Origin of the sequence: Ktedonospora formicarum (genome assembly GCF_016587355.1) — a bacterium.
Classification (GTDB): Bacteria; Chloroflexota; Ktedonobacteria; order Ktedonobacterales; family Ktedonobacteraceae; genus Ktedonobacter; species Ktedonobacter formicarum.
The window spans coordinates 147448-168096 of the sequence record NZ_BNJF01000004.1; the positions used below are offsets into that span (position 1 = coordinate 147448).

Here is a 20649-nt window from a genome sequence, read left to right on the forward strand (position 1 = left end):
CAGTTATAAGGCATTGCCGCGATCCATCACACTTCCACGCGCATATCAAGCCCTTGTTCCTCTTTAATATATATCAAAAGTTTTGCCAGGATGCCCAGGTTGATAAGTTGCGAGACTGGTAGCCACAACCACGCGCCTGAAGAGCCTTTTCCCTTGATAACTAGCCGCTCCATATCTGCCTCAACCACTTCTACCAGCCTCCAGGCAAGTTTGATATCGCTCTTGCTGGCATATCTTTGGGACACTGCGAGACCAGGTAGGACAAACGGCTTCCCAGCCTGGAAGTCAGCGAGAACCTCAGGCCAAAGATGATCAGCTACACCACGCTCTATAGCTCTACCAAGCTCAACTACATCTCCAATAATAGAGTTTAAGACAACGGCCTTCCCGCTCGAAGGGCAAACAATATACCTGGGAAATACCCCAAACCACATAGTTATTGCTCCTCGTTCCACACTCTTCACCTGAGACCAGAGAAGCTCTCGCCTTTCACACCCTTCACAATACACAAAACCTTTCTCGTAAAGGTAAATAGTAATCTTACGACGAAAAGGTGTTACTAGTGCCTCATGATTGCACAAAAGGATAAATGACTGAAATGAGAGATATGCCATTACTCCCAGGGGAATATACGAAGAGAAGGTCAGGGGATATGGGTCACGAAAATAAGCGTATACAACAAATAACAAACCACCCAGGATAATCAGACCTATCGCTCCCGTGAACCAGCAAAATATCTTATCAGGGAGGCTCATACGTAATCCAAATTGACTGACAAGCATGCCTAGATGCGACGTTTCTTGATTCTCATTCATACTCGCTGAAGAAATATGATCCATCATTACTTCATCCTTCTGCATTCTCGGCAATATCTTGCAACACATATTCGATCAGTTGCAGACAGAGATCCACGTTCAGGATTTCGTGGAGCGGCAACACAGCCCAATGCTGAGTATCATTGCTACGACTAATGACAAGTGTACCTCTCACCTCATCAAACCAGGGCATCTCGGCTTCTCGCCAGGGCAGAAATCCTCCAGATGTAAGCCGTAGCCCTTCCGTGTCGAGAACGAGATCACCAAATGTGAGCACCCGACCAGCCAGATAGCGCTCAAGCGTCTCAGGCCATAGAGCCTCCATCAGGCTATAAGACAACTGGCTTCCTATCGAGTCCTCAAGGATATATCGCCTTCCAGTCTTCGTCAGGAGTACAAACTTGTAGCTAGGAGGATCAGGCGCGGCATTGGTTATACTACTATCTGGTGAAACCATGAGGTGACGCTGAACACCCAACATGTCCTTCCACAGCAGCACATCTTTAATACGCTTTGTCGTAGCAACGACCAACCCACCAGCGCAAAGATAGTAGCATGGGTCGCCTTGAACCCATTGTTTTACCACAAATCCAACGTTAACAAATCCACAGATAATGCTAAGGCTACCCAAGACTTCAACGACCACGATCAAACCGTCAGCCCCACTATACAAAGGAAGGATGTATCGAGCAGTAAGCACTATGAAGATGCCGAGACCAAGTAACTTTAGCGCTGATAACCAATAGAACGGTTTCTTATCAAGAAACTCAGCACGCGGCTCTCCCAGGTTGTACGCCTCCGCGACCTGATATGCTCTTGGGCTAAGTGGTTCAACAGCCTTCATGCCTTTTCCTCCATAGAGATTCTTCCAATGCACGGTGTGCGCTTGCTTCGCGCTAGCGTAGTATACGCGTCCTCTCTCCTCTCACGCAACACTCAGCCGTATATGAAATCCCAATCACCTCTCACACGCGGGTCTACGTTATATTGCCTACCCTGCCCCCACAAAGCTCACATCACGCTGGCAAAAGATACGTTATTTGCGTCAGGTGAAAGCTCCGCGCTTGCCATACAGTAGAGGTAGACAAAAGAAAATAACACTACAAGTAAGCAGAAGGAGATTGAAGATATGGCACAGACGACGGATCAGACGCGGGAACAGGCGAGGAGCACGCCAGCGGAGCGCATTGGCAAGGTTATACAGGTGTTAGGACCGGTAGTGGACATAGAATTCCCAGGCGAGCATCTGCCAGGTATCTACCACGAGATACGCCTTACTAATCCGCATAGTGGTAAGGAACTGGCTTGCGAGGTAGAGCAACATATTGGCAACAACTGGGTACGCTGCGTAGCGATGGGTCCAACTGATGGCCTGGGGCGAGGTCTGGAGGCCCGTGATATGGGGCACCCGATCTCGGTTCCCGTTGGAGCTAAGGCTTTGGGACGCGTCTTCAATGTGCTTGGAGAAGCTATCGATAACAAAGAGCCCATTGTGGATGCTCCAACGCTCCCCATTCATCGACCCGCGCCCGCGCTAGAGGAGCAGAGTCGAGACACGGCAATTCTGGAGACAGGTATCAAGGTCATCGATCTGGTATGCCCTTTCATGAAGGGTGGCAAGATTGGCGCGTTCGGTGGCGCGGGCACAGGCAAGACGCTAATCATTCAGGAACTTATCAAAAATATCGCGCTCAATCATGGCGGCTATAGCGTCTTCGCGGGCGTCGGGGAGCGCACCCGCGAAGGCAACGATCTCTACAATGAGATGATCGAGCGTGGAGTGATTGACCGCGTGGCGATGGTCTTTGGTCAGATGAATGAACCGCCCGGAGCGCGCCTCCGCGTGGCCCTGACTGGTCTGACAATGGCCGAGTACTTCCGCGACCAGGAGCACAAGGATGTACTCAGGGCAATCGCATCTAATTAACCCCATCCAGAACGCGCAAAAGATACTGGTCGTTCCAGCCGGCTTTGAGACGCTTGGCATGGATGCCAACACGGGAGGAGCGTTCCTGACGCAACAAATTCAAGCTGATATGGCGGAGCACCGCGAGATTTTCGTCAGCATGACCAAGCCTGATGCGCGATTCATCTTCCCGAAAGGCAATATCGAGGACCCAATGCAGGCTGTTTTCAATGCCCCAGTGGCTTCTGACCGCGGTGGCAAAGGTTTTGACTGACGAAAAACTGAGCAAGAAGTAGCGCGTTTCTTTGGTGGTCTTGTGCTCCATGCGTCGTTGTGCTCGTACGACCCCAATGCCTCGCAAGCCTTTCCACAGGTGTTCCGGATCGAGATACGCCAGAATTTCCGGATCACTGAGCGTCCACTGTTCACGGATTTCCAATCGGCCGTGACCTTTCTCGACCTGTCGATCTGACTCCCAGTATGGGCCGGCAAAGCCGTCTTTTTCCGCAAGAGCAAACGTTGCTTTCACCTCGTCAAACAGGTCTCCATGATTGTCTTTGAGAGCCAGAGCATAGTCGCCACCTTGCTCGATAATCTGCTCGGCAATCTTCGTTTGCGTTCCCATCGCATCAATGGTCACAATACAGCCCTTGAGCGCCAGTTGCTCTAAGAGCAGCGGGATGGCGGTCATCTCGTTGGACTTCTCTTCCGTTGCCAGTTGAGCCAATACCAGGCGATTTTCGACCGCCCAGGCACTCACCAGGTGCAGTGCTTTTTTTCCTGCTGCTTGATCGTGCGAGCGGCGCAGCGTTTTGCCATCAATTGCGATCACTCCTTTGACTGTTTGGCTGATCCCTTGCACCCATCGGATGAAACTTGCTTCAAACTGTTTGGGATCAATGAGGGCAAACACTCGCCCGAACGTATCGTGGGACGCAATTCCATTGGGCAAGTCCAGCAAATCCGTAAAAAAGGCCTTTTTGGCGTTCCCAAATTCCTCGATCTCAACCCAACCTTCTGCTCCACATACGACTCCACAGATCGCCAGAATGATGATATCTCGTAATCGATGCAGCTTGGTTCGCTCCATCCGAGGGTCTTCTACTTGCGCAAACAGGCTTTCCAGATCTCGTCGATCATTCTCCTCCATCTCGTGGTCTCCCGCTCTTTTTGCTTATTTTATCACCTCCTCTTCTTTTTTGTTGTTGAGCTTATTTAGATGCGATTGCCCTGAGGATGTACTGCTCTTCATTGACAATATCTTTCGCTTCACGCAGGCTGGCGCGGAAGTCTCAGCCCTGCTTGGGCGTATGCCCTCTGCCGTTGGCTATCAGCCCAACCTCGCCGAGGAGATGGGCGAGTTGCAGGAACGTATCACCTCAACAAAGAAGGGCATATAGTTAGTTTTCTATTCTCTAGACAGAAAGTGACAAATAAGGACATGTATCTCCCCCTCTTGCCAAAGCCGTGGTAATCTGGTATGTTTGTTCTACTCTCAGCACCGAGGAGGAAGAGCAACCGATGGTCCGTGGGTATCGGGGAGAACTTGATCTCAATAATCGACAAAAGACACTCTGCCGCAAACATGCCGGGGCCGCTCGCTGGGCCTTCAATTATGGCCTTCGCCGCAAACAAGAGGCCTACAAGGCAGGAGCGAAATCACCCAGCGCCATCGATCTGCATCGCGAGATCAATGCCCTCAAACCCTCTCTCCCATGGACATACGAGGTCAGCAAGTGCGCCTTTCAGGAAGGACTCCGCGATCTGGACCAGGCCTTCAAACACTTCTTCCGCAAATGTCGGCTCAAGAAAGAGGGGATGTGGAAAGGGAAATGTGGCTACCCACGATTCAAAAGCCGGAAGAAAGCCATCGGTGGAGCACGCTTCACCGGAACCATTCGGGTGTCTCCTGATGCCATCCAGTTGCCTCGTTTGGGGGTGCTCCGACTCAAAGAGCATGGCTATTTCCCTCTGGGTGGCAAGATTAGCAGTGCGACCATCCATGAACAAGCAGGCAGGTGGTTTGTCTCGATCTGTGTCCACGAGGAAGCGAAAGACCCCCAGCCAGCCAGAGGTAACGTCATTGGGGTTGATCTTGGCGTGAAAACCCTGGCAACCCTCTCTAATGGACGCACCTTCGAGAACCCCAAGGCGTTGCGCAAGAAGATCACGGCACTCAAGCGAGCTTCACGACGTCATAGCCGCAAGGCCAAAGGATCACGCAATCGCCAGAAAGCCAGGCAACGCCTCTCACGAATGCATACCCGGATCGCCAACGTGCGCCAAGATGCCTTGCACCAAGCGACCGCTCAGATTGTGGCGAGAACCAAACCTGATCAAGAGCGGCCGAGTGTGATTGTCCTAGAGGATTTGAACATTGCAGGCATGCTCAAGAACCGCAGGTTGGCTCGAGCCATTGCGGATGTGGGCATGTACGAGTTCAAGCGGCAGATCCTCTACAAAGCCGAACAGGCAGGGGTGAAGGTGCTGCTGGCATCGCGCTGGGAACCCTCCTCAAAAACCTGTTCCTGTTGTGGCTGGATCAATGAAACACTGACGCTTTCGGATCGGGTCTTTGTCTGCATGGAGTGTGAGAACGTGCAGGATCGAGATGCCAACGCCGCAAGAAACTTAGCAGCGTTGGCACAATGAAAACGGCGTACCGCAAGTTCTGCGGGAAGTGACGCCTGTGGAGCAGGTGTAAGACGAGCGAAAGGCTTGCTGTCTGCAGTGAAGCAGGAACCGAACACTGTGTATGGCTTGTCCATATCTGGGTAAGTTTCGGAGAACGGTCAATCACCTCACTACAGGCTGTCTTCGTACCCGCCGATGACTATACTGATCCCGCACCCACGACCACCTTCGCGCACCTTGATTCAACTGTCGTGCTCGACCGCGCCATCGCTGAGAAGGCACTCTTCCCGGCGGTCGATCCACTCGCGTCGACCAGTCGCGTGCTTGATCCGCTGGTGGTTGGCAAAGAACACTACAACACAGCACGCAGCCTTCAGCGTACCCTGCAACGCTATAACGAGCTTCAGGATATCATTACCATTCTGGGTGTTGATGATCTCAGCGAAGCAGATAAGCTGACTGTCGCCCGTGCCCGCAAGCTTCAGCAGTTCCTCTCGCAGCCCTTCGCGGTCGCGGAGGTCTTTACGGGTCGCGAGGGCCGCTATGTTCCTCTACGCGAGACCATACGTAGCGTGCGCGAAATTCTTGATGGCAAGCACGACGTCATTCCCGAACCACTCTTCTATATGGCTGGCTCCATCGATGAAGTCATCCAGCGCTTCCAAGAAGAAACCAGACCGTAGACCCATTTTGCAAGCCCCACAGGGGAGAGTATAGACGCTCCAACTCTCCCCTGTAAAAACACCTCACATCCACGTTTCCTCTATAGCAATCTCTTGACCCTCACAGTAAGCGCGTATTATTTAGACCCAGCCTACAGAGGAGTTCATACCAATGGCATGGCAGCCACAATATCCAGGTCAAGTGAACAATCCGTTCACATCCCCATTCGGGGGAACGACCCCACCCGCACAGATCCCGCCAGCCGTCTTTCAGGTTGCTGAAGCCGCAGGATTGGGAGCGCCAGTGCGCGAGTATAATCGGGGCGCGAACACTTCCAACGCGGGGAGATCCGCGCTGCAAATTCCACTTCTCATGGGCCTCATCGGAGGTGGCATCGGTCTGCTCGTCGGAATAGTGGTCCCACTCCTGGTCGTGCCGTTCCCCTTTAATCTGGTTACCGCTGGCGTGGTACTGGTGGTCTTCCTACCATTCGCCCCTATGTTGATCCGGCTCACGCGCGGCAGCTTTGGTGGAGGTGGCAAGCATGACTTTCGCGCCTGGGCCTGTCCCGGTGGACTCGTCTATACTCAGGGAGGACAGTTCTCCGCGCTACGCTGGGAAGATATTGCCTATGTCTGGCGCAAGGCTGGTATCCTCAATGGCGTCCCCTCAATCCTTGGCTATAGTGTGCAGCCAATGAACGGGCCAACTTTCGCCTTCAACCTGCTCACAGGGCCTTATGCGGGACTCATAGACATGGTGGAGAATAGTAGCGGTAGCATGAGCATCTCCTCTGGCGCGGGCGAGATATCGTCCAGCGGCGGCTTCGTCCAGATCAGCGGCTACGCCAGTCTCAATGCCTATGCCGGCTTGGGTGAGCTCATTGAAGAGCAATTGCTTCAACGTCGTCTGCCGCAATTTCTGGAGAGTTTCCAGCAGGGCGGATCGCTTCCCTTCGGCAAAGTCACTATCTACCCCCAGGGCTTAAGCGATGGCAATAAGAACCTTTCCTGGCATGAGATCGCCAGCGTCCAGGTCTCGCCCCTCGCCATTCTGATCACAAAACAGCCCGCGAACTTGCCCTGGTTCAACCTCTCTACCAGCGAATTGCCCAATGCCCCCCTCTTTGTCGGTTTGCTCAACACATTGCGCGCCCGCCAGGGCTAAATGGAGAGGGGGTGTGAGATTACCTCACCCCCCCCACTCTCTGCTCTCACTTCAACATGCCCTCTGACATTCTGTAGATCTCACCACTACGCAGGCTGCGGCTGTCTCGCTACCTTACGCTCAATAATCTGAGTAGTATATTGATCGCCCCAGGACAGCATCGCAAGCAAAATAGGCTCCAGAGTCTTACCAAATTCCGTCAAGGAGTACTCGACCTTGGGCGGAATCTGCTTGTAGATCTCACGATGCACAATCCCGTCCGCCTCGAGTTCACGCAACTGCAGGGTGAGCATCCTCTGTGTGATCGCTGGCATCTGACGCCTCAGGTCGCTAAAGCGCTGGGAGCCTTCCAGGAGCTTATAAAGGATAATCCCCTTCCATTTGCCGCCAATCACGTCAAGCGTCGCCTCCACCGGACAGCTATACTGGCATTGCTCATTACTCATGTATGCACGAGCCTCCATAGGTACCTTTTTTGATACTATAACACAAAAATGTGCATACTTGTAAATAGTAATGGCACTGTGTATAGTTGCCCTAGAACATTTCTCACGAAAGGATTACATAGCATCTATGAAACTGAGCGACGAAGTCCGCAAGGCCCTCTCATCGGGCCATCCAGCTCACCTTGTCACCATCAATAAGGACGGTAGCCCCCAGGTGACGATGGTATGGGTCGGCTTGGATGGTGATGACATTGTCTGTGGTCACTTGAAGTTCTACCAGAAGTTGCAGAACATTCAGCGTGACCCACGCGTCACGCTCTCAGTGGAGACCGGAGGGCAGACTGGCGCGCTGGATAACTATCTGATCATCAATGGGCGCGCCAGGATTACTGAAGGTGGAGCGCCTGAGCTGCTGAATAAGCTGGCTCAGACATATATTCAAGAGGGGGCTGAGTACGTCTCTGAAGGTGGCCCCGAAGGCTATATCACCCACATTACGCCCGAACGCATCAGCGGTGTTGGTCCTTGGGGACAGGGCAATTAGAGACGGTAGAAGAGGGGGCTTGAGCGACTACTCAGGCCTCCTCTTCCATCGCCTCAACCCATTGTGCTCGCCACTCTGGCGCGGGATACGTATCCGCCCAATATTCCCACTGTCGGACAATCTGGTCCGCGCGAAACTCGAAAAAGGAGACGGCGTATATCCTTTGTTCCTGATATTGCATCATAACCTCTGAAATCACTTGCTCGCTGGCAGCGGTAACCTTCAAGCTCGCGACCCGCCACTGACCAGGATAATGCTTGCACAATGCGATGAAATTGTCGCGACCCCGAATTCGCTCCTTTGATTGCGGCCACTCACAAATAAAGTCATCATGCAACAATGGTGCCATGTCCTCAAACTGGAATGTATCTATGAGCTTCCAGAGCCGCTCAACCACTTGAATGTTGTGCTGATTCACCTAAAAGACAACTCCTTTGTACAGAGAAAGCGAATGTTAATTCTGCAGTGCTTTTCCTTTCCAGAGTATATCATTCCATTCCTGACATCCACTGTCATATTCCTCTTGCTTTCCGAGCGCCATCTCAATCCTCTTTGCCTTATCACAAAGCCAAACATATATTACGCACAAGGAGGCTGATATTCGCGCATCTTAATCGACAACTAGCCCTTTCATCCAATTATTTTAATACAATACATAAAAACTTGACAATTGCTATGTTATCATTTATGCTATCAACATATACACTTGTATGTTCCTTATGCTGTGGTTGTGATGTTGTTAGTAGTGTGGTTGAAACTCCATATGTCTTTGAAGCCTACCCATAGAGCGCACACCACGCGCCAGGAGGTCTCATGTCACGCGAGAATCTTCAAATATTCTCCCGCCCCTCGCTCCCCATTCTGACATACAAACAATTCGCCTTAGAATATCTCCCCTCAGTGCAGGAGCAGGTCTGGCCCATCCAAAACCTGCTCGCACCGGGCCTCACCTTGATGACTGGCGACCCCCATGTAGGACTGAACCTGCTCGCCTTTCAGCTCATGATGCATGTCGCACTCGGCACACATGCCTTCGGGCGTATAGACGAATTTCCAACTACCCAGCGAGTCGCGCTCTATTGCGCCCTGGATCAATCCATGCTACGGCTGCAAAAGCTTCACTCGCGCTATCTCGACTCACATCCGGGGGTCGACCCTTCAGATGTTCACTGCCAACTTACCAATACCTGGGAGGCACTCGAACCAGACACAGGTCTGCGTAGGCTAGAGGTCTGGGTCACGAATAACGCGGATGCCGGATTGCTAGTCATCGACAATCTAGCGCAACTACGCCGCCGCTTCAAAGGGAGCGACAGTGACCTGCTTGATTTGCTCCGCCGCCTCGCAGAACAGCATAATCTCTGCATCCTTCTCCTACATACCTGCAAGCCCTCCTCGCCCCTGGTCGCTTACGCTGATAACCATCTCCACCTCAAACGCCTCAACATCCCCTCTTACTATCACCTTAGCATGCAGGGAGAGCAGATGCAGCCCACAACCCACCTGCTCTACTGTCCTCCAGGCGCGATTCAGTTCCAGCTTGCCGAGCGCGAGGATACGCTAGCAATCTCTGTTCTGAACGGACACAAAGCACTCTCACGCGAACGCTTGAGCATCCTGCGCCTCTTCCACGCGTACGGTGATGAACTCACACCTGCTGATGTCGCCCGCGCACTGGGTCTTAGCTCCGTCAATACACGCCAGATTCTCCATGCCATGGTCATGGCACGCATGCTTCGTACGACCTCCTATGGGCGCTATACCATCGACCCTTTCGTTGAGCCACTTGTTCCTGAACTCCTGGCCCATTATCACTTCCCTGAGCCCGACCCTGATCCACCACCCACTATCGCTCCTGAAGAATCAGCCGCCAATGATATACATCCCTCCCAACCAGGCACAACCCCACCCCAGGGCTTATGGGACTCCCAGGCTCACATGTCTTCACGCCCCTCGGCACCACGCGCACACGTTCAGGGCAATTTCAAACGGCGACACAATAACAAAAAACAGAGAAGATCCTGAAAAGACCTTCTCTGATAGATAGCAGAAAGAGCGTAGTTGCCTATATATGTAGGCGTTGCACTTCAGTCAGCGCTAAGACTCTCACGCTACCAAAGGAAGCAACCGGGTTACATCATTACCATATCCTTCGCCATGACGTACAATAGAAGAGGAATCTGAAAACCTCTCACGACTACACGAAAGGATAGGCTATGGACCCGGCAATCAAAAAGCAGGTATTACGCCTGTTCACATATGGTCTGTACGCGGTGGCCTGCGCCGAAGGGAACGAGGTCAACGCTTTTACCGCCAACTGGCTCTCCCAGGTCTCGTTTGATCCCCCTTTGATTACAGTCTCGGTCGAGAAGGATGCCCACTCACTCCCTATGATCCAGCGTAGCCAGAAATTCACAGTTAACGTTCTACGCTCAGGACAGCGCGAACTCGCGGGCACACTTGGGAAGACCGCCTTTAAACACCCTGACAAGCTGCAGGGCATTAGCTATGACCTGCAGCCTGACGGCTTTGTCATCCTCCACGATGCTCTCGGCTGGGTCGGTTGCGAGGTACGCAATAGCCTCGACGCTGGCGACTCTATCCTCTTTCTCGCGGAAGTCGTCGAAACGGGCATGATTGCGGAGGGCCAGCCACTCAGCATGAGCGAAGCAGGCTTTCGCCACGCTGGCTAGCAGCCAAACATCGAGCGAGGTAGCTCATAACAACTACCTTGCTCGATGTTGAGCGAGAAGCTATCGTATCCCGCACTCATTTCCTGGACTCATCACACTTTCCACTTCTTCCTCCCCTTGCCCCTTGCGCGACACGGGCCGGTGTGAAATAATAGTGCCTTATGGAGGTGGATGAGGTCACCATTTCTCTCGCAACCGCTTACAACAAGGAGAGTCGTCATGCAACAAGGGAGCAGCGCTATATCCGCTGACCAGAAAAGCTGCGCCTTCTGTGAGCGCGCCCATTTCGCGCCAAATATCTTGAAAGAAACCACCAACTTTCATATCGTCGCCGATCACGCCCCTCTCGTTGAGGGCCATATTCTCATCATTCCCAAAACCCATTATCGCTGCTACGGCGACACACCCGCTAACCTGGATACAGAACTCTTCACACTCAAAAAAGAGGTCGCGCGCTTCTTCCAACACTACTATGCGCCCATCATCTTCTGGGAACATGGCGTCTTTCACCAGACAGTCTTCCATGCGCACCTGCATTGCTTCCCCTTCGGCGATGTGACCTACGACCTTTCGCAGAATCTCCACAAACATATGGTGGAAGACCAGAACGATATTCGCGCCTGGTTCCAGCATCAGGGCCACTACTTCTATCTGGAAGATGCCCAGCATGCCATGATCTTCCCACCTGAGCCAGAGCCCTATATGCGTATCATTCAGGAGGTCTTGCGCCCAGGCGTGGTCCGTAGAAGCCAGGGTCATACCCAGTGGCGACCCGTCGCCCAACGCATTGAGGAAGGAAAAGCACTCATCCAAAGCACCATCGCGCACTGGCATACATTCGAGCAGCAAGAACAGGAGGCGGGCTATGCTCACTGAACCACTCAAAAACGGTCTCATCGCTTGTGATGATGTGAATCTACACTATGTTGAATGGGGGCAGGAAGGAACCCCTATCGTCTTTCTCCACGGCTTAACCGCGAACGCCATGTGCTTCCAATCCTTCGCGGATGTCCTCGCTCCCTCTTACCGTGTCATCGCCTATGACCTGCGTGGGCGAGGCGATAGCGACAAACCATCTACAGGCTATAGCGTTCCCCAGCACGCACGCGACCTCCTTGCATTACTAGATGCCTTACAGCTAGACCGCCCGATCATCGTGGGGCACTCTCTGGGCGCGCTCATCGCCCTCTACTTCGCCGCCCATTATCCCGAAAAGCTCAGTAAACTCGTCCTCATCGACGCTGGTGCGAAACTGCCCTGGAAAGACGCCAGCGAGATGCCACTCTGGCTCACTGCCGCTATCTCGCGCCTCGGAATCTCCATCCCCTCCTACCAGGAATACCTGGACCGACTCAAGCAGGCTCCTTACCTTGGCCCCTATTGGAACCCCTATATCGACCTCTATTTCGAGCACGATATCCGTATTGAACCCAATGGTTCCGTCCGCTCCAAGGCCTTCGCCCAGGGCATTCGCGAAGAGAGCCAGAACTATCCCCAGGCCGAGCCGGAAGCGCAATGGGCCAATGTCCAGGCTCCTACCTTGCTCCTACGCGCGGGTCAGGGCCTCACCAGTGAGAGCGACCAGCTCCTCTCCGAGGCAGATGCCCATCAGATTCGCGACTCCATCGCCAATTGCCAATACATCAACTACCCAACGCTCAACCACTATATCATCATCTTCGGCGTCGATCCCGCCCCCGCCGAGGCCATTCAGCGCTTTATCGAGCAGGGCAAGGCATCATAAAGCTTGCTAGTCGTCAATCGCCTGATAGGCTGAGGTCCAGAAAGCGACATTAGCAGGATGAGAAGACGAAAAGGCGCACTGGCTCATCAAGATAGTGATCATGTCCTCTCTGGGATCTGAATACCAGGAGGTGCCCAGGCCGCCATCCCAGCCATAGCGACCGGGCACCGCCGAGATATCATCGCGCCTGGTAACTACGGAGACGCCAAATCCCCAACCGTGGCTATTAAAGAAACCAGGAACCAGGCTAGATACCGCTTTCTGCGCGGGTGTCAACTGATCAGTCGTCATGGTTTCAACTGAGAGCCGAGAGAGAATACGTGTGCCATTGTACTTGCCCTGGGAGAGCAGCATCTGAGCAAAGGCCAGATAATCATCAATAGTTGACACCAATCCTCCCGCTCCAGACGGAAAAGCTGGCGGCTGGCTCCACTGACTCCCTACGACCTCGTCATATACCGTAAGCTCTCCCGTGGATGCATCAGTCCAGTAGCTCGTCGCCAGTCGCTCACGCGACGCCTTCGGCACGCTGAAGCTGGTATCCTTCATACCAAGCGGCTCAAAGAGGCGCTCACGCAAGAATGTCTCAAATGACTGACCGGAGGCGCGCGCGATCAGCACGCCAAGCACATCCGACCCCGTGTTATACACCCATCGTTCGCCCGGTTGGTACATAAGTGGAAGTCGGCCCAGGCGCGCTACCCACTCATCAGGAGTGGGCATATGCAACGGGCTCGGTGGCCCCATGCCAATCTGCTGTTCATTCGCGGCTTCGAGAATTGGGCAGACATCTGGTGGCTGCATCATCTGCCCAAAGCCCATACAAAAAGTGAGCAAATCACGCACTGTAATTGGTCGCTCCGCTGGAACGGTCTCTTCAAGTGGCCCATCGAGTCGCTTTAGAACCTTGCGATCAGCAAGTTCGGGAAGCAAGGTATCCACTGGCTCGTCCAGCCGGATCTTACATTCTTCTACGAGCATCATCGTTGCCACAGCCGTGATTGGCTTGGTCATAGACGAAATGCGGAAGATGGTATCATGCCGTATGGGAACGCTTTTCCCAAACGCCTGCATCCCAATTTCATCAATATGGATCTCACCCCGCCTACTAACTAATGTGACGAGGCCAGGGACGTCCCCTCGCTCAACGTAACTAGCCATAACATCGTGCACGCGAGCAAGCCGCGCTTTCGACAATCCTCCGCTATTCATCGCCTTTCTCCTCCCTGTCTGTCTCAATGTATGAACTTTGCGAGTAAGCAATTAAAACTGGTGGCGTGTATAGCCAAAATTCCCTTTGGCGAACGCGAGAATCTTGGTTGGCGTAACCGAGAATACGAGAGCGCTCCCACCTGCTTCATGATAGAAACAACCGTCACGTACCTCGAATTGCCATTGCCCATTCCATTTGGTTGTCCAGGCCTCGGCGAGTCGCTTGAGCGTAGCCTCGTCAGTGGTTTGGACTGCGTCGCCCTCGACAACCACGTCTAGCCCACTCTCCCAACTATTACAGCCAGTCGACAGAAGCACATGGGAATTCTCTCGCAGATTTACGGCCTTCTGCTCATCGGCACCAGTGGAGAAATGAATCGCGCCCTCAAGCCACACAGCCACCAGCGGAGTGGCGTGCGGTCGACCATTGGCTCGAACCGTCGTGACCCAGAACAGTTCTGCGGTTTCAAGCACGCGGCGCGTTTCCTCCCACGGCGTAGCAACGGCAGATGGATCACTGAAGCGTGGATCAATGGTTGTAACAGGCTCTGTGTTCTTCAAGAGTAACCCCTTTCATCACACTACAGTCGGAAGAACAGCGCTTCCGCCGAATTCTCCCGCGAAATTTACTTACATGGTGAAAGAATGCACATCTTGAGAAAGCATACCAGATAGGCGTAAAAAATCTTCTCCATTCTTGCTCATCTTCCCCAATATAGTTCTTGTAGCACATATTCTGCTTTACAAAATTCCTGAAAGCAGCCAAACGCAACACCCACCACGATGTACCTCAAGATACGGTATTGGCTCGCTCCATCCATATCTGCCGAAGTGCCCTCCCCTGCCCTTTTGTGATACAGTATCAGCAGAGGCAGGGCCAGATCGCCCACTCTCACAACCTACGCTCTATTTTGAAAGGACAAAAAATCAATGGCGATTCGTAAAGTAGGTGTCATTGGCTGCGGACTGATGGGTAGCGGCATTGCGCAAACCTGCGCCCAATCAGGTTATGAAACCATTGTGCGCGAGGTCGCACAGGAGTACCTGGACAAAGGCATGGCTCGCATCCACGGTGCCTGGGATATGATGGCAAAGAAGAACAAACTCACTTCCGAACAACTTGAGGCTAATCGGGAACGCTTGAGCGGCACCCTCGACATACAGGACCTCGCCGATTGCGATATTGTCATTGAGGCCGTCATCGAAAATATGGAAGAGAAACTACGCCTCTTCCCCGCCCTTGATGTCGCCCTCAAGCCCGAAGCTCTTATTCTCAGTAATACCTCATCCTTGAATATTACTCAGATGGGCGCGGTCACGCGGCGCGCTGACAGGGTCTGCGGGTTACACTTCTTCAACCCCGCTCCCGTCATGAAGCTAGTCGAGATTGTACGCACGATCAACACCTCAGACGAGACCATCGAGACCGTACGTGAATTCGCCACCTCGCTTGGCAAAAGCCCGGTTGTCGCCAAGGATACCGCTGGCTTCATTGTCAACTTCCTGCTTATCCCCTATCTCCTGGCGGCTGTCCGCATGTACGAGAACGGACTGGCAAGCAAAGAGGATATTGACACTGCCATGAAACACGGCTGTGGTTATCCAATGGGTCCTCTGACCCTGCTCGACTACGTCGGGCTCGACACTACCCTCTGGGCTGCCGAAGCTCTCTACGAGGAATTCAAGGAACCCCTCTACGCCCCCTCACCTCTCCTGCGCCGCATGGTCAACTCCGGCATGCTTGGACGCAAAAGCGGGCGCGGCTTCTACGAATACTAAAAAGAACAGGGTTCGCTGGCAAATGCCAGCGAACCCTGTTCTTTTTAGTATTCTGACTCTAGGCGTGAAGAGCAGCGGGCCTTCGTCCGCGTGTAACGACCTTGCGGCGCTCGCCGACAAACTTCTGCGGAGTTGGGGTCACCTCATCATGATGGAACGAACCACTGGCATCGGTATTGATACCAGGATAGTTCGGACCATAGTTATAGTGTCCCGTCTGCGCTGGAGAGAGCGTGCTCTGCCCAAACATGGGAACCCCTTTCAGGGAAGGCAGCGCCGTATCGTCCGCATCGTCATAGAGATCATCAGGAACCACATCGAGGCCGCGATCCAGCAGAGTATCCTCGCTGATATTCAAGCGTACAATGCTTCCCTTGATAATCTCCTCAACAGCAGAATACGGTACATAGAGCACCTGAGCAACCACATCACCGCGCTCGGCCAGGAAATACTGACCAAAACGCGCCTGTACAGTCCCGAGCCACTGCCCATTCCTGTCCAGAACCTCCTGGCCTATCTGGAAACGAGCATTCGCATCAAAGACTTTATAGCGCTCCTTGCGTGCCACCATTGGATCTTCCAGCGCCCAGCCCATAATACCAACCACCACGAATGGCGCGCCGATATACGTCAATAAAGCACTATCAGGAAGACCCAGCAATCCCGCGACCGTGACCAGAATAGCCGCACTGAGCACTAACGGCCACAGGCTGGGATTGGGCAGGTGAATATGATGCTCTTCCTCCGCGCTCTCAACCTCCGCAGCCTCATCGGCAACAGAATGCTGATTCAACTCGCCTGCTGTGAGGCTAGCACTGTGAAGAGAACTATCCATTATAATCCCTCTTTTCCTCTCAGTGTTTGCTACCGTCCACTTTCCAGATGAAGATACTCACTGGATGCGCGCCGGTAGTATACCATCCTTGAGGACGTGAATCCACTTATAATTGTCCTTGAAATAAGCATAGCACAAGTCGCCACTTTTGACCAGAGGAAGCTCTCACCCTACACCAACTGGCATTGCAAGCGCGGTGCCACCGTTCTCCGAAACTTACCCATATAGAGACAGGCTATACACAATGTTCGGTTCCTGCTTCACTGCAGAGAGCAAGCCTTTCGCTCGTCTTACACCTGCTCCACAGGCGTCACTTCCCGCAGAACTTGCGGTACGCCATGTTTATTGTGCCAATGCCGCAAGATTCCTGGCGGCATTGGCATCTCGGTCTTGCACGCTTCCACACTCCAGGCAGACAAAGACCCGATCCGAAAGCGTGAGCGCCTCATTGACCCAGCCACAACACGAACAGGTTTTTGAGGAGGGCTCCCAGCGCGAGGCCAGCAGCACCTGCACCCCTGCCTGTTCGGCTTTGTAGAGGATCTGCCGCTTGAACTCGTACATGCCCACATCGGCGATGGCTCGGGACAACCGGCGGTTCTTGAGCATGCCTGCAATGTTCAAATCCTCGAGCACAATTACACGCGGCCGCTCGGCATCGGGCGCGGGTTCTCGCCACGATCTGAGCGGTCGCTTGGTGCAAGGCATCGTTGCGTACGTTGGCGATCCGTGCATGCATTCGCGAGAGGCGCTGCTTGGCTTTCTGGCGATTGCGTGATCCTTTGACCTTGCGGCTATGGTGTCGCGACGTGCGCTTTAACGCCGTGATCTTCTTGCGCAACGCCTTGGGATTCTCGAAGGTGCGTCCATCAGAGAGGGTCGCCAGGGTCTTCACGCCAAGGTCAACGCCAATGACGTCACCTGTGGCTGGCTGGGGGTCTTTCGCTTCCTCGTGGACACAGATGGAGACAAACCATCTGCCTGCTTGCTCATGGATGGTGGCACTGCTAATCTTGCCATTGAGAGGGAAATAGCCGTGCTCTTTGAGTCGGAGCCTTCCCAACCGAGGCAACTGGATGGCACCCGCAGACACCCGAATGCTCCCGGTGAAGCGAGCGCCACCGATGGCTTTCTTCCGGCTTTTGTAGCGGGGATAGCCACACTTTCCTTTCCAGGTGCCCTCTTTTTTGAGGCGGCACTTGCGAAAGAAGTGCTTGAAGGCGGCATCCAGGTCACGTAATCCTTCTTGAAAAGCACATTTCGACACAGCGTACATCCAGGGCTCAGAGGGTTTGAGGGCATTGATCTCGCGATGCAGATCGATGGCGGTGGGCGTTTTCTGCCCAGCTTTGTAGGTCTCTTGTTTGCGACGAAGACCATAATTGTATGCCCAGCGAGCGGCTCCAGCATGTTTGCGGCAGCGCGTCTTTTGCGCGTTATTGAGGTCAAGTTCTCCCCGATACCCACGGATCATCGGTTGCGCTTCCTCCCTCTTTATCGTAAGTAGAACAAATATACCAGAAAACCACAGCTTTGGCAAGGTGGGATAGATGTCACTCTTTGCCTACATCTGTCTCAATAATATAAAACTAACTATAGCCCTCTTACCTACTACTGGCATCACCTCTCACTCCTCTATTGACAGCACACGCGCCCCTGTTGTATGAATAACATCAGTCATCTCTATAAAGGAGGCATACGGCATGACCGCACCACTCTCGGTTCGCGCAACGAATATGGGGGGAAGCACATTCGCTATCGATTCTGGCAGCCAGCATCGCATTATCCTCAGCTCAAACGAGGATGACCAGGGACCTAGCCCGATGGAGACGCTGCTCTCAACGCTGGCAGGCTGTGCGGGGATCGGCATCCTTTCTATTTTGCGCAAGATGCGCCAGGATGTAACCAGTTACGAGATCCAGGTCCACGGCGAGCGCGCAGATGAGCACCCCAAGGTCTTTACCAGCATCACCGTCGAGCATATCTTCACAGGTACCAACCTGCGCCCGGAAAGCATTCAACGCGCCATAACCCTCGACACCACCCAGTTCTGCGGTGTAAACATCATGCTTGGGAAGAGCGCCTCCATCACACACACCTTCCAGATTCGCGAAGTCTCAACCGAGGAAAGCGCCACGTTACCAGCAGAACACTGACGCCCCTCTAAAACCGATGAGAGTGTATACATGGATCAGCCAGATACCTCAAATGTCCAGCCAACCTATAATCAAAGCTATGACGAATTTGTGACACGCATCATGGCGAATATGATAACGTCCAAACCTCTTGATCGAGAACTACTCGCCCGCTTCGCCCGTGAGGTAGACGGCCCCACGTGTGATCTGGGCTGCGGAATTGGAGATGTCACCCGCTATCTCTATCAACTCGGCACCTCTATCTACGGAATCGATCCCTCGTCACGCAATATCGCACTGGCACGACAGGCCAGCCCCGACATCGAATTCCGCCTGGGAGATATAATCACACTCGACATCGAGGATAACAGCCTGGGCGGTGTCGTAGACTTCTACTCCACCCTTAATCGCCTTTCCAGCCAAAATGCTGTCTCCACCCTGCATGAAATCTGCCGCGTTCTTCAACCGCGCGGCTTGCTCCTACTCGCCTTCCACCAGGGACAGAACATCAATCCTGCAGATTGGTGGGGCTATTCTGATCTCATCGATGGTTTCTTCTTCGAGCGCGACGTAATGGAAGGCGATCTACAGGACTCTGGCTTTGATATAGAGGAGAGCATCGCCAGGCCCCCCTACCCTGAGATAGAGGTACAGACGGAGCGTGTCTACATCTTCGCACGCAAACGCCGTTCTCCGAAACTTACCCATATAGAGACAGGCTATACACAATGTTCGGTTCCTGCTTCACTGCAGACAGCAAGCCTTTCGCTCGTCTTACACCTGCTCCACAGGCGTCACTTCCCGCAGAACTTGCGGTACGCCATGTTTATTGTGCCAATGCCGCAAGATTCCTGGCGGCATTGGCATCTCGGTCTTGTACGCTTCCACACTCCAGGCAGACAAAGACCCGATCCGAAAGCGTGAGTGCCTCATTGACCCAGCCACACCACGAACAGGTTTTTGAGGAGGGTTCCCAGCGCGAGGCCAGCAGCACCTGCACCCCTGCCTGTTCGGCTTTGTAGAGGATCTGCCGCTTGAACTCGTACATGCCTACATCGGCAATGGCTCGGGCCAACTGGCGGTTCTTGAGCATGCCTGCAATGTGTAAATCCTCGAGCACAATCACACGCGGCCGCTCGGCATCGGGCTTGGTTCTCGCCACGATCTGAGCGGTCGCTTGGTGCAAGGCATCGTTGCGCACATTGGCGATCCGGGCATGCATTCGCGAGAGGCGCTGCTTGGCTTTCTGGCGATTGCGTGATCCTTTGACCTTGCGGCCATGGTGTCGCGACGTGCGCTTTAACGCCGTGATCTTCTTGCGTAGCGCCTTGAGATTCTCGAAGGTACGTCCATCTGAGAGAGTTGCCAGTCGTTTGATTCCCAGATCCACTCCAATGACGTCACCTGCGGCTGGCTGGGGTGCTTTCGCTTCCTCGTGGACACAGATGGAGACAAACCATCTGCCTGCTTGCTCATGGATGGTGGCACTGCTGATCTTGCCATTGAGAGGGAAATAGCCGTGCTCTTTGAGTCGGAGCCTTCCCAACCGAGGCAACTGGATGGCATCAGGAAACACCCGAATGCTCCCGGTGAAGCGAGCGCCACCGATGGCTTTCTTCCGGCTTTTGTAGCGGGGATAGCCACACTTTCCTTTCCAGGTGCCCTCTTTTTTGAGGCGGCACTTGCGAAAGAAGTGCTTGAAGGCGGCATCCAGGTCACGTAATCCTTCTTGAAAAGCACATTTCGACACAGCGTACATCCAGGGCTCAGAGGGTTTGAGGGCATTGATCTCGCGATGCAGATCGATGGCGGTGGGCGTTTTCTGCCCAGCTTTGTAGGTCTCTTGTTTGCGGCGAAGGCCATAATTGTACGCCCAACGAGCGGCTCCAGCATGTTTGCGGCAGCGCGTCTTCTGCGCGTTATTGAGGTCAAGTTCTCCCCGATACCCACGGACCATCGGTTGCGCTTCCTCCCTCTTTATCGTAAGTAGAACAAATATACCAGAAAACCACAGCTTTGGCAAGGTCGGATAGATGTCTCTATTTGCCTACATCTGTCTCAATAATATAAAACTAA

General features: G+C 53.5%; 20 protein-coding genes and 4 pseudogenes. 13 read left to right on the plus strand and 11 right to left on the minus strand.

Annotated features, from left to right (window positions below):
- Positions 1-26: 26 nt before the first annotated feature.
- Positions 27-842 (minus strand): DUF6585 family protein, encoded by an 816-nt coding sequence (locus K3T82_RS32175; RefSeq protein ID WP_220197633.1) that lies wholly within the window; start codon positions 840-842, stop codon positions 27-29.
- A 4-nt stretch (positions 843-846) separates the two neighbouring features.
- Positions 847-1659: a DUF6585 family protein gene (locus K3T82_RS32180; RefSeq protein ID WP_220197634.1), complete on the minus strand. Its 813-nt coding sequence runs from the start codon at positions 1657-1659 to the stop codon at positions 847-849.
- Between the two features lie 285 nt (positions 1660-1944).
- Here K3T82_RS32180 and K3T82_RS32185 point away from each other — a divergent pair.
- Positions 1945-2721, plus strand: a pseudogene (locus tag K3T82_RS32185) (F0F1 ATP synthase subunit beta); the annotation flags it as partial.
- A gap of 13 nt (positions 2722-2734) precedes the next feature.
- Here the strand turns inward: K3T82_RS32185 and K3T82_RS32190 are convergent.
- Positions 2735-3871: an ISAs1 family transposase gene (locus K3T82_RS32190; protein WP_220197635.1), complete on the minus strand. Its 1137-nt coding sequence runs from the start codon at positions 3869-3871 to the stop codon at positions 2735-2737.
- A gap of 82 nt (positions 3872-3953) precedes the next feature.
- Between K3T82_RS32190 and K3T82_RS32195 the strand changes: the two are divergent.
- The 4 genes and pseudogenes from K3T82_RS32195 to K3T82_RS32210 form a co-directional block, all read left to right on the plus strand.
- Positions 3954-4115: pseudogene (locus tag K3T82_RS32195) on the plus strand (F0F1 ATP synthase subunit beta); the annotation flags it as partial.
- A gap of 127 nt (positions 4116-4242) precedes the next feature.
- The gene (locus K3T82_RS32200; protein WP_220197636.1) at positions 4243-5373 is read left to right on the plus strand and encodes an RNA-guided endonuclease InsQ/TnpB family protein; all 1131 of its coding nucleotides are present in this window, start codon (positions 4243-4245) and stop codon (positions 5371-5373) included.
- 140 nt (positions 5374-5513) lie between these two features.
- Positions 5514-6038: pseudogene (locus K3T82_RS32205) on the plus strand (ATP synthase beta subunit C-terminal domain-containing protein); the annotation flags it as partial.
- A 151-nt stretch (positions 6039-6189) separates the two neighbouring features.
- Positions 6190-7185, plus strand: coding sequence for a DUF6585 family protein (locus tag K3T82_RS32210; protein ID WP_220197637.1), 996 nt, complete (start codon positions 6190-6192; stop codon positions 7183-7185).
- An 86-nt stretch (positions 7186-7271) separates the two neighbouring features.
- Here K3T82_RS32210 and K3T82_RS32215 read toward each other — a convergent pair whose 3' ends face one another.
- Entirely contained in the window at positions 7272-7631 is a 360-nt protein-coding gene (locus tag K3T82_RS32215) for a winged helix-turn-helix transcriptional regulator (RefSeq protein ID WP_220197638.1), read from the minus strand.
- Positions 7632-7758: 127 nt separating this feature from the next.
- Between K3T82_RS32215 and K3T82_RS32220 the strand changes: the two genes are divergently transcribed.
- Complete coding sequence (locus K3T82_RS32220; RefSeq protein ID WP_220197639.1) at positions 7759-8175, plus strand: PPOX class F420-dependent oxidoreductase; 417 nt, start codon at positions 7759-7761, stop codon at positions 8173-8175.
- A 31-nt stretch (positions 8176-8206) separates the two neighbouring features.
- On the opposite strand, the gene K3T82_RS32225 is transcribed toward K3T82_RS32220, so the two are convergent.
- Positions 8207-8593: a nuclear transport factor 2 family protein gene (locus K3T82_RS32225; RefSeq protein ID WP_220197640.1), complete on the minus strand. Its 387-nt coding sequence runs from the start codon at positions 8591-8593 to the stop codon at positions 8207-8209.
- A 395-nt stretch (positions 8594-8988) separates the two neighbouring features.
- On the opposite strand from K3T82_RS32225, the gene K3T82_RS32230 reads away from it, so the two are divergent.
- From K3T82_RS32230 to K3T82_RS32245, 4 genes are all read left to right on the plus strand, one after another.
- Complete coding sequence (locus K3T82_RS32230; protein ID WP_220197641.1) at positions 8989-10200, plus strand: AAA family ATPase; 1212 nt, start codon at positions 8989-8991, stop codon at positions 10198-10200.
- A 191-nt stretch (positions 10201-10391) separates the two neighbouring features.
- The gene (locus K3T82_RS32235) at positions 10392-10868 is read left to right on the plus strand and encodes a flavin reductase family protein (protein ID WP_220197642.1); all 477 of its coding nucleotides are present in this window, start codon (positions 10392-10394) and stop codon (positions 10866-10868) included.
- Between the two features lie 219 nt (positions 10869-11087).
- A complete protein-coding gene (locus K3T82_RS32240; protein WP_220197643.1) occupies positions 11088-11744 on the plus strand; it encodes an HIT family protein in 657 nt (218 codons plus the stop codon).
- Complete coding sequence (locus tag K3T82_RS32245; RefSeq protein ID WP_220197644.1) at positions 11734-12612, plus strand: alpha/beta fold hydrolase; 879 nt, start codon at positions 11734-11736, stop codon at positions 12610-12612. Before K3T82_RS32240 ends, K3T82_RS32245 begins: the two co-directional genes overlap by 11 nt.
- 6 nt (positions 12613-12618) lie before the next feature.
- Here K3T82_RS32245 and K3T82_RS32250 read toward each other — a convergent pair whose 3' ends face one another.
- Together K3T82_RS32250 and K3T82_RS32255 are read right to left on the minus strand one after the other, a co-directional pair.
- Positions 12619-13824, minus strand: coding sequence for a serine hydrolase domain-containing protein (locus tag K3T82_RS32250; protein ID WP_220197645.1), 1206 nt, complete (start codon positions 13822-13824; stop codon positions 12619-12621).
- A gap of 51 nt (positions 13825-13875) precedes the next feature.
- Positions 13876-14385, minus strand: coding sequence for a pyridoxamine 5'-phosphate oxidase family protein (locus K3T82_RS32255; protein ID WP_220197646.1), 510 nt, complete (start codon positions 14383-14385; stop codon positions 13876-13878).
- 369 nt (positions 14386-14754) lie between these two features.
- Between K3T82_RS32255 and K3T82_RS32260 the strand changes: the two genes are divergently transcribed.
- A complete protein-coding gene (locus K3T82_RS32260) occupies positions 14755-15603 on the plus strand; it encodes a 3-hydroxyacyl-CoA dehydrogenase family protein (RefSeq protein WP_220197647.1) in 849 nt (282 codons plus the stop codon).
- Positions 15604-15661: 58 nt separating this feature from the next.
- Here K3T82_RS32260 and K3T82_RS32265 read toward each other — a convergent pair whose 3' ends face one another.
- The 3 genes and pseudogenes from K3T82_RS32265 to K3T82_RS32270 all read right to left on the minus strand — a co-directional run.
- Complete coding sequence (locus K3T82_RS32265) at positions 15662-16438, minus strand: hypothetical protein (RefSeq protein ID WP_220197648.1); 777 nt, start codon at positions 16436-16438, stop codon at positions 15662-15664.
- A 342-nt stretch (positions 16439-16780) separates the two neighbouring features.
- Entirely contained in the window at positions 16781-17173 is a 393-nt protein-coding gene (locus K3T82_RS50265; protein ID WP_420799364.1) for an RNA-guided endonuclease InsQ/TnpB family protein, read from the minus strand.
- A pseudogene (locus K3T82_RS32270) lies at positions 17169-17912 on the minus strand (RNA-guided endonuclease InsQ/TnpB family protein); the annotation flags it as partial. The gene K3T82_RS50265 and the pseudogene K3T82_RS32270, both read right to left, overlap by 5 nt.
- 229 nt (positions 17913-18141) lie before the next feature.
- Between K3T82_RS32270 and K3T82_RS32275 the strand changes: the two are divergent.
- Both K3T82_RS32275 and K3T82_RS32280 read left to right on the plus strand, forming a co-directional pair.
- A complete protein-coding gene (locus K3T82_RS32275; RefSeq protein WP_220197650.1) occupies positions 18142-18594 on the plus strand; it encodes an OsmC family protein in 453 nt (150 codons plus the stop codon).
- A 30-nt stretch (positions 18595-18624) separates the two neighbouring features.
- On the plus strand, positions 18625-19497 hold the full coding sequence (locus K3T82_RS32280) for a class I SAM-dependent methyltransferase (RefSeq protein WP_220197651.1): 873 nt from the start codon (positions 18625-18627) through the stop codon (positions 19495-19497).
- Here K3T82_RS32280 and K3T82_RS32285 read toward each other — a convergent pair.
- Complete coding sequence (locus K3T82_RS32285; RefSeq protein WP_220197652.1) at positions 19400-20530, minus strand: RNA-guided endonuclease InsQ/TnpB family protein; 1131 nt, start codon at positions 20528-20530, stop codon at positions 19400-19402. The two genes, K3T82_RS32280 and K3T82_RS32285, sit on opposite strands and share 98 nt — an antisense overlap.
- Positions 20531-20649 lie beyond the last annotated feature (119 nt).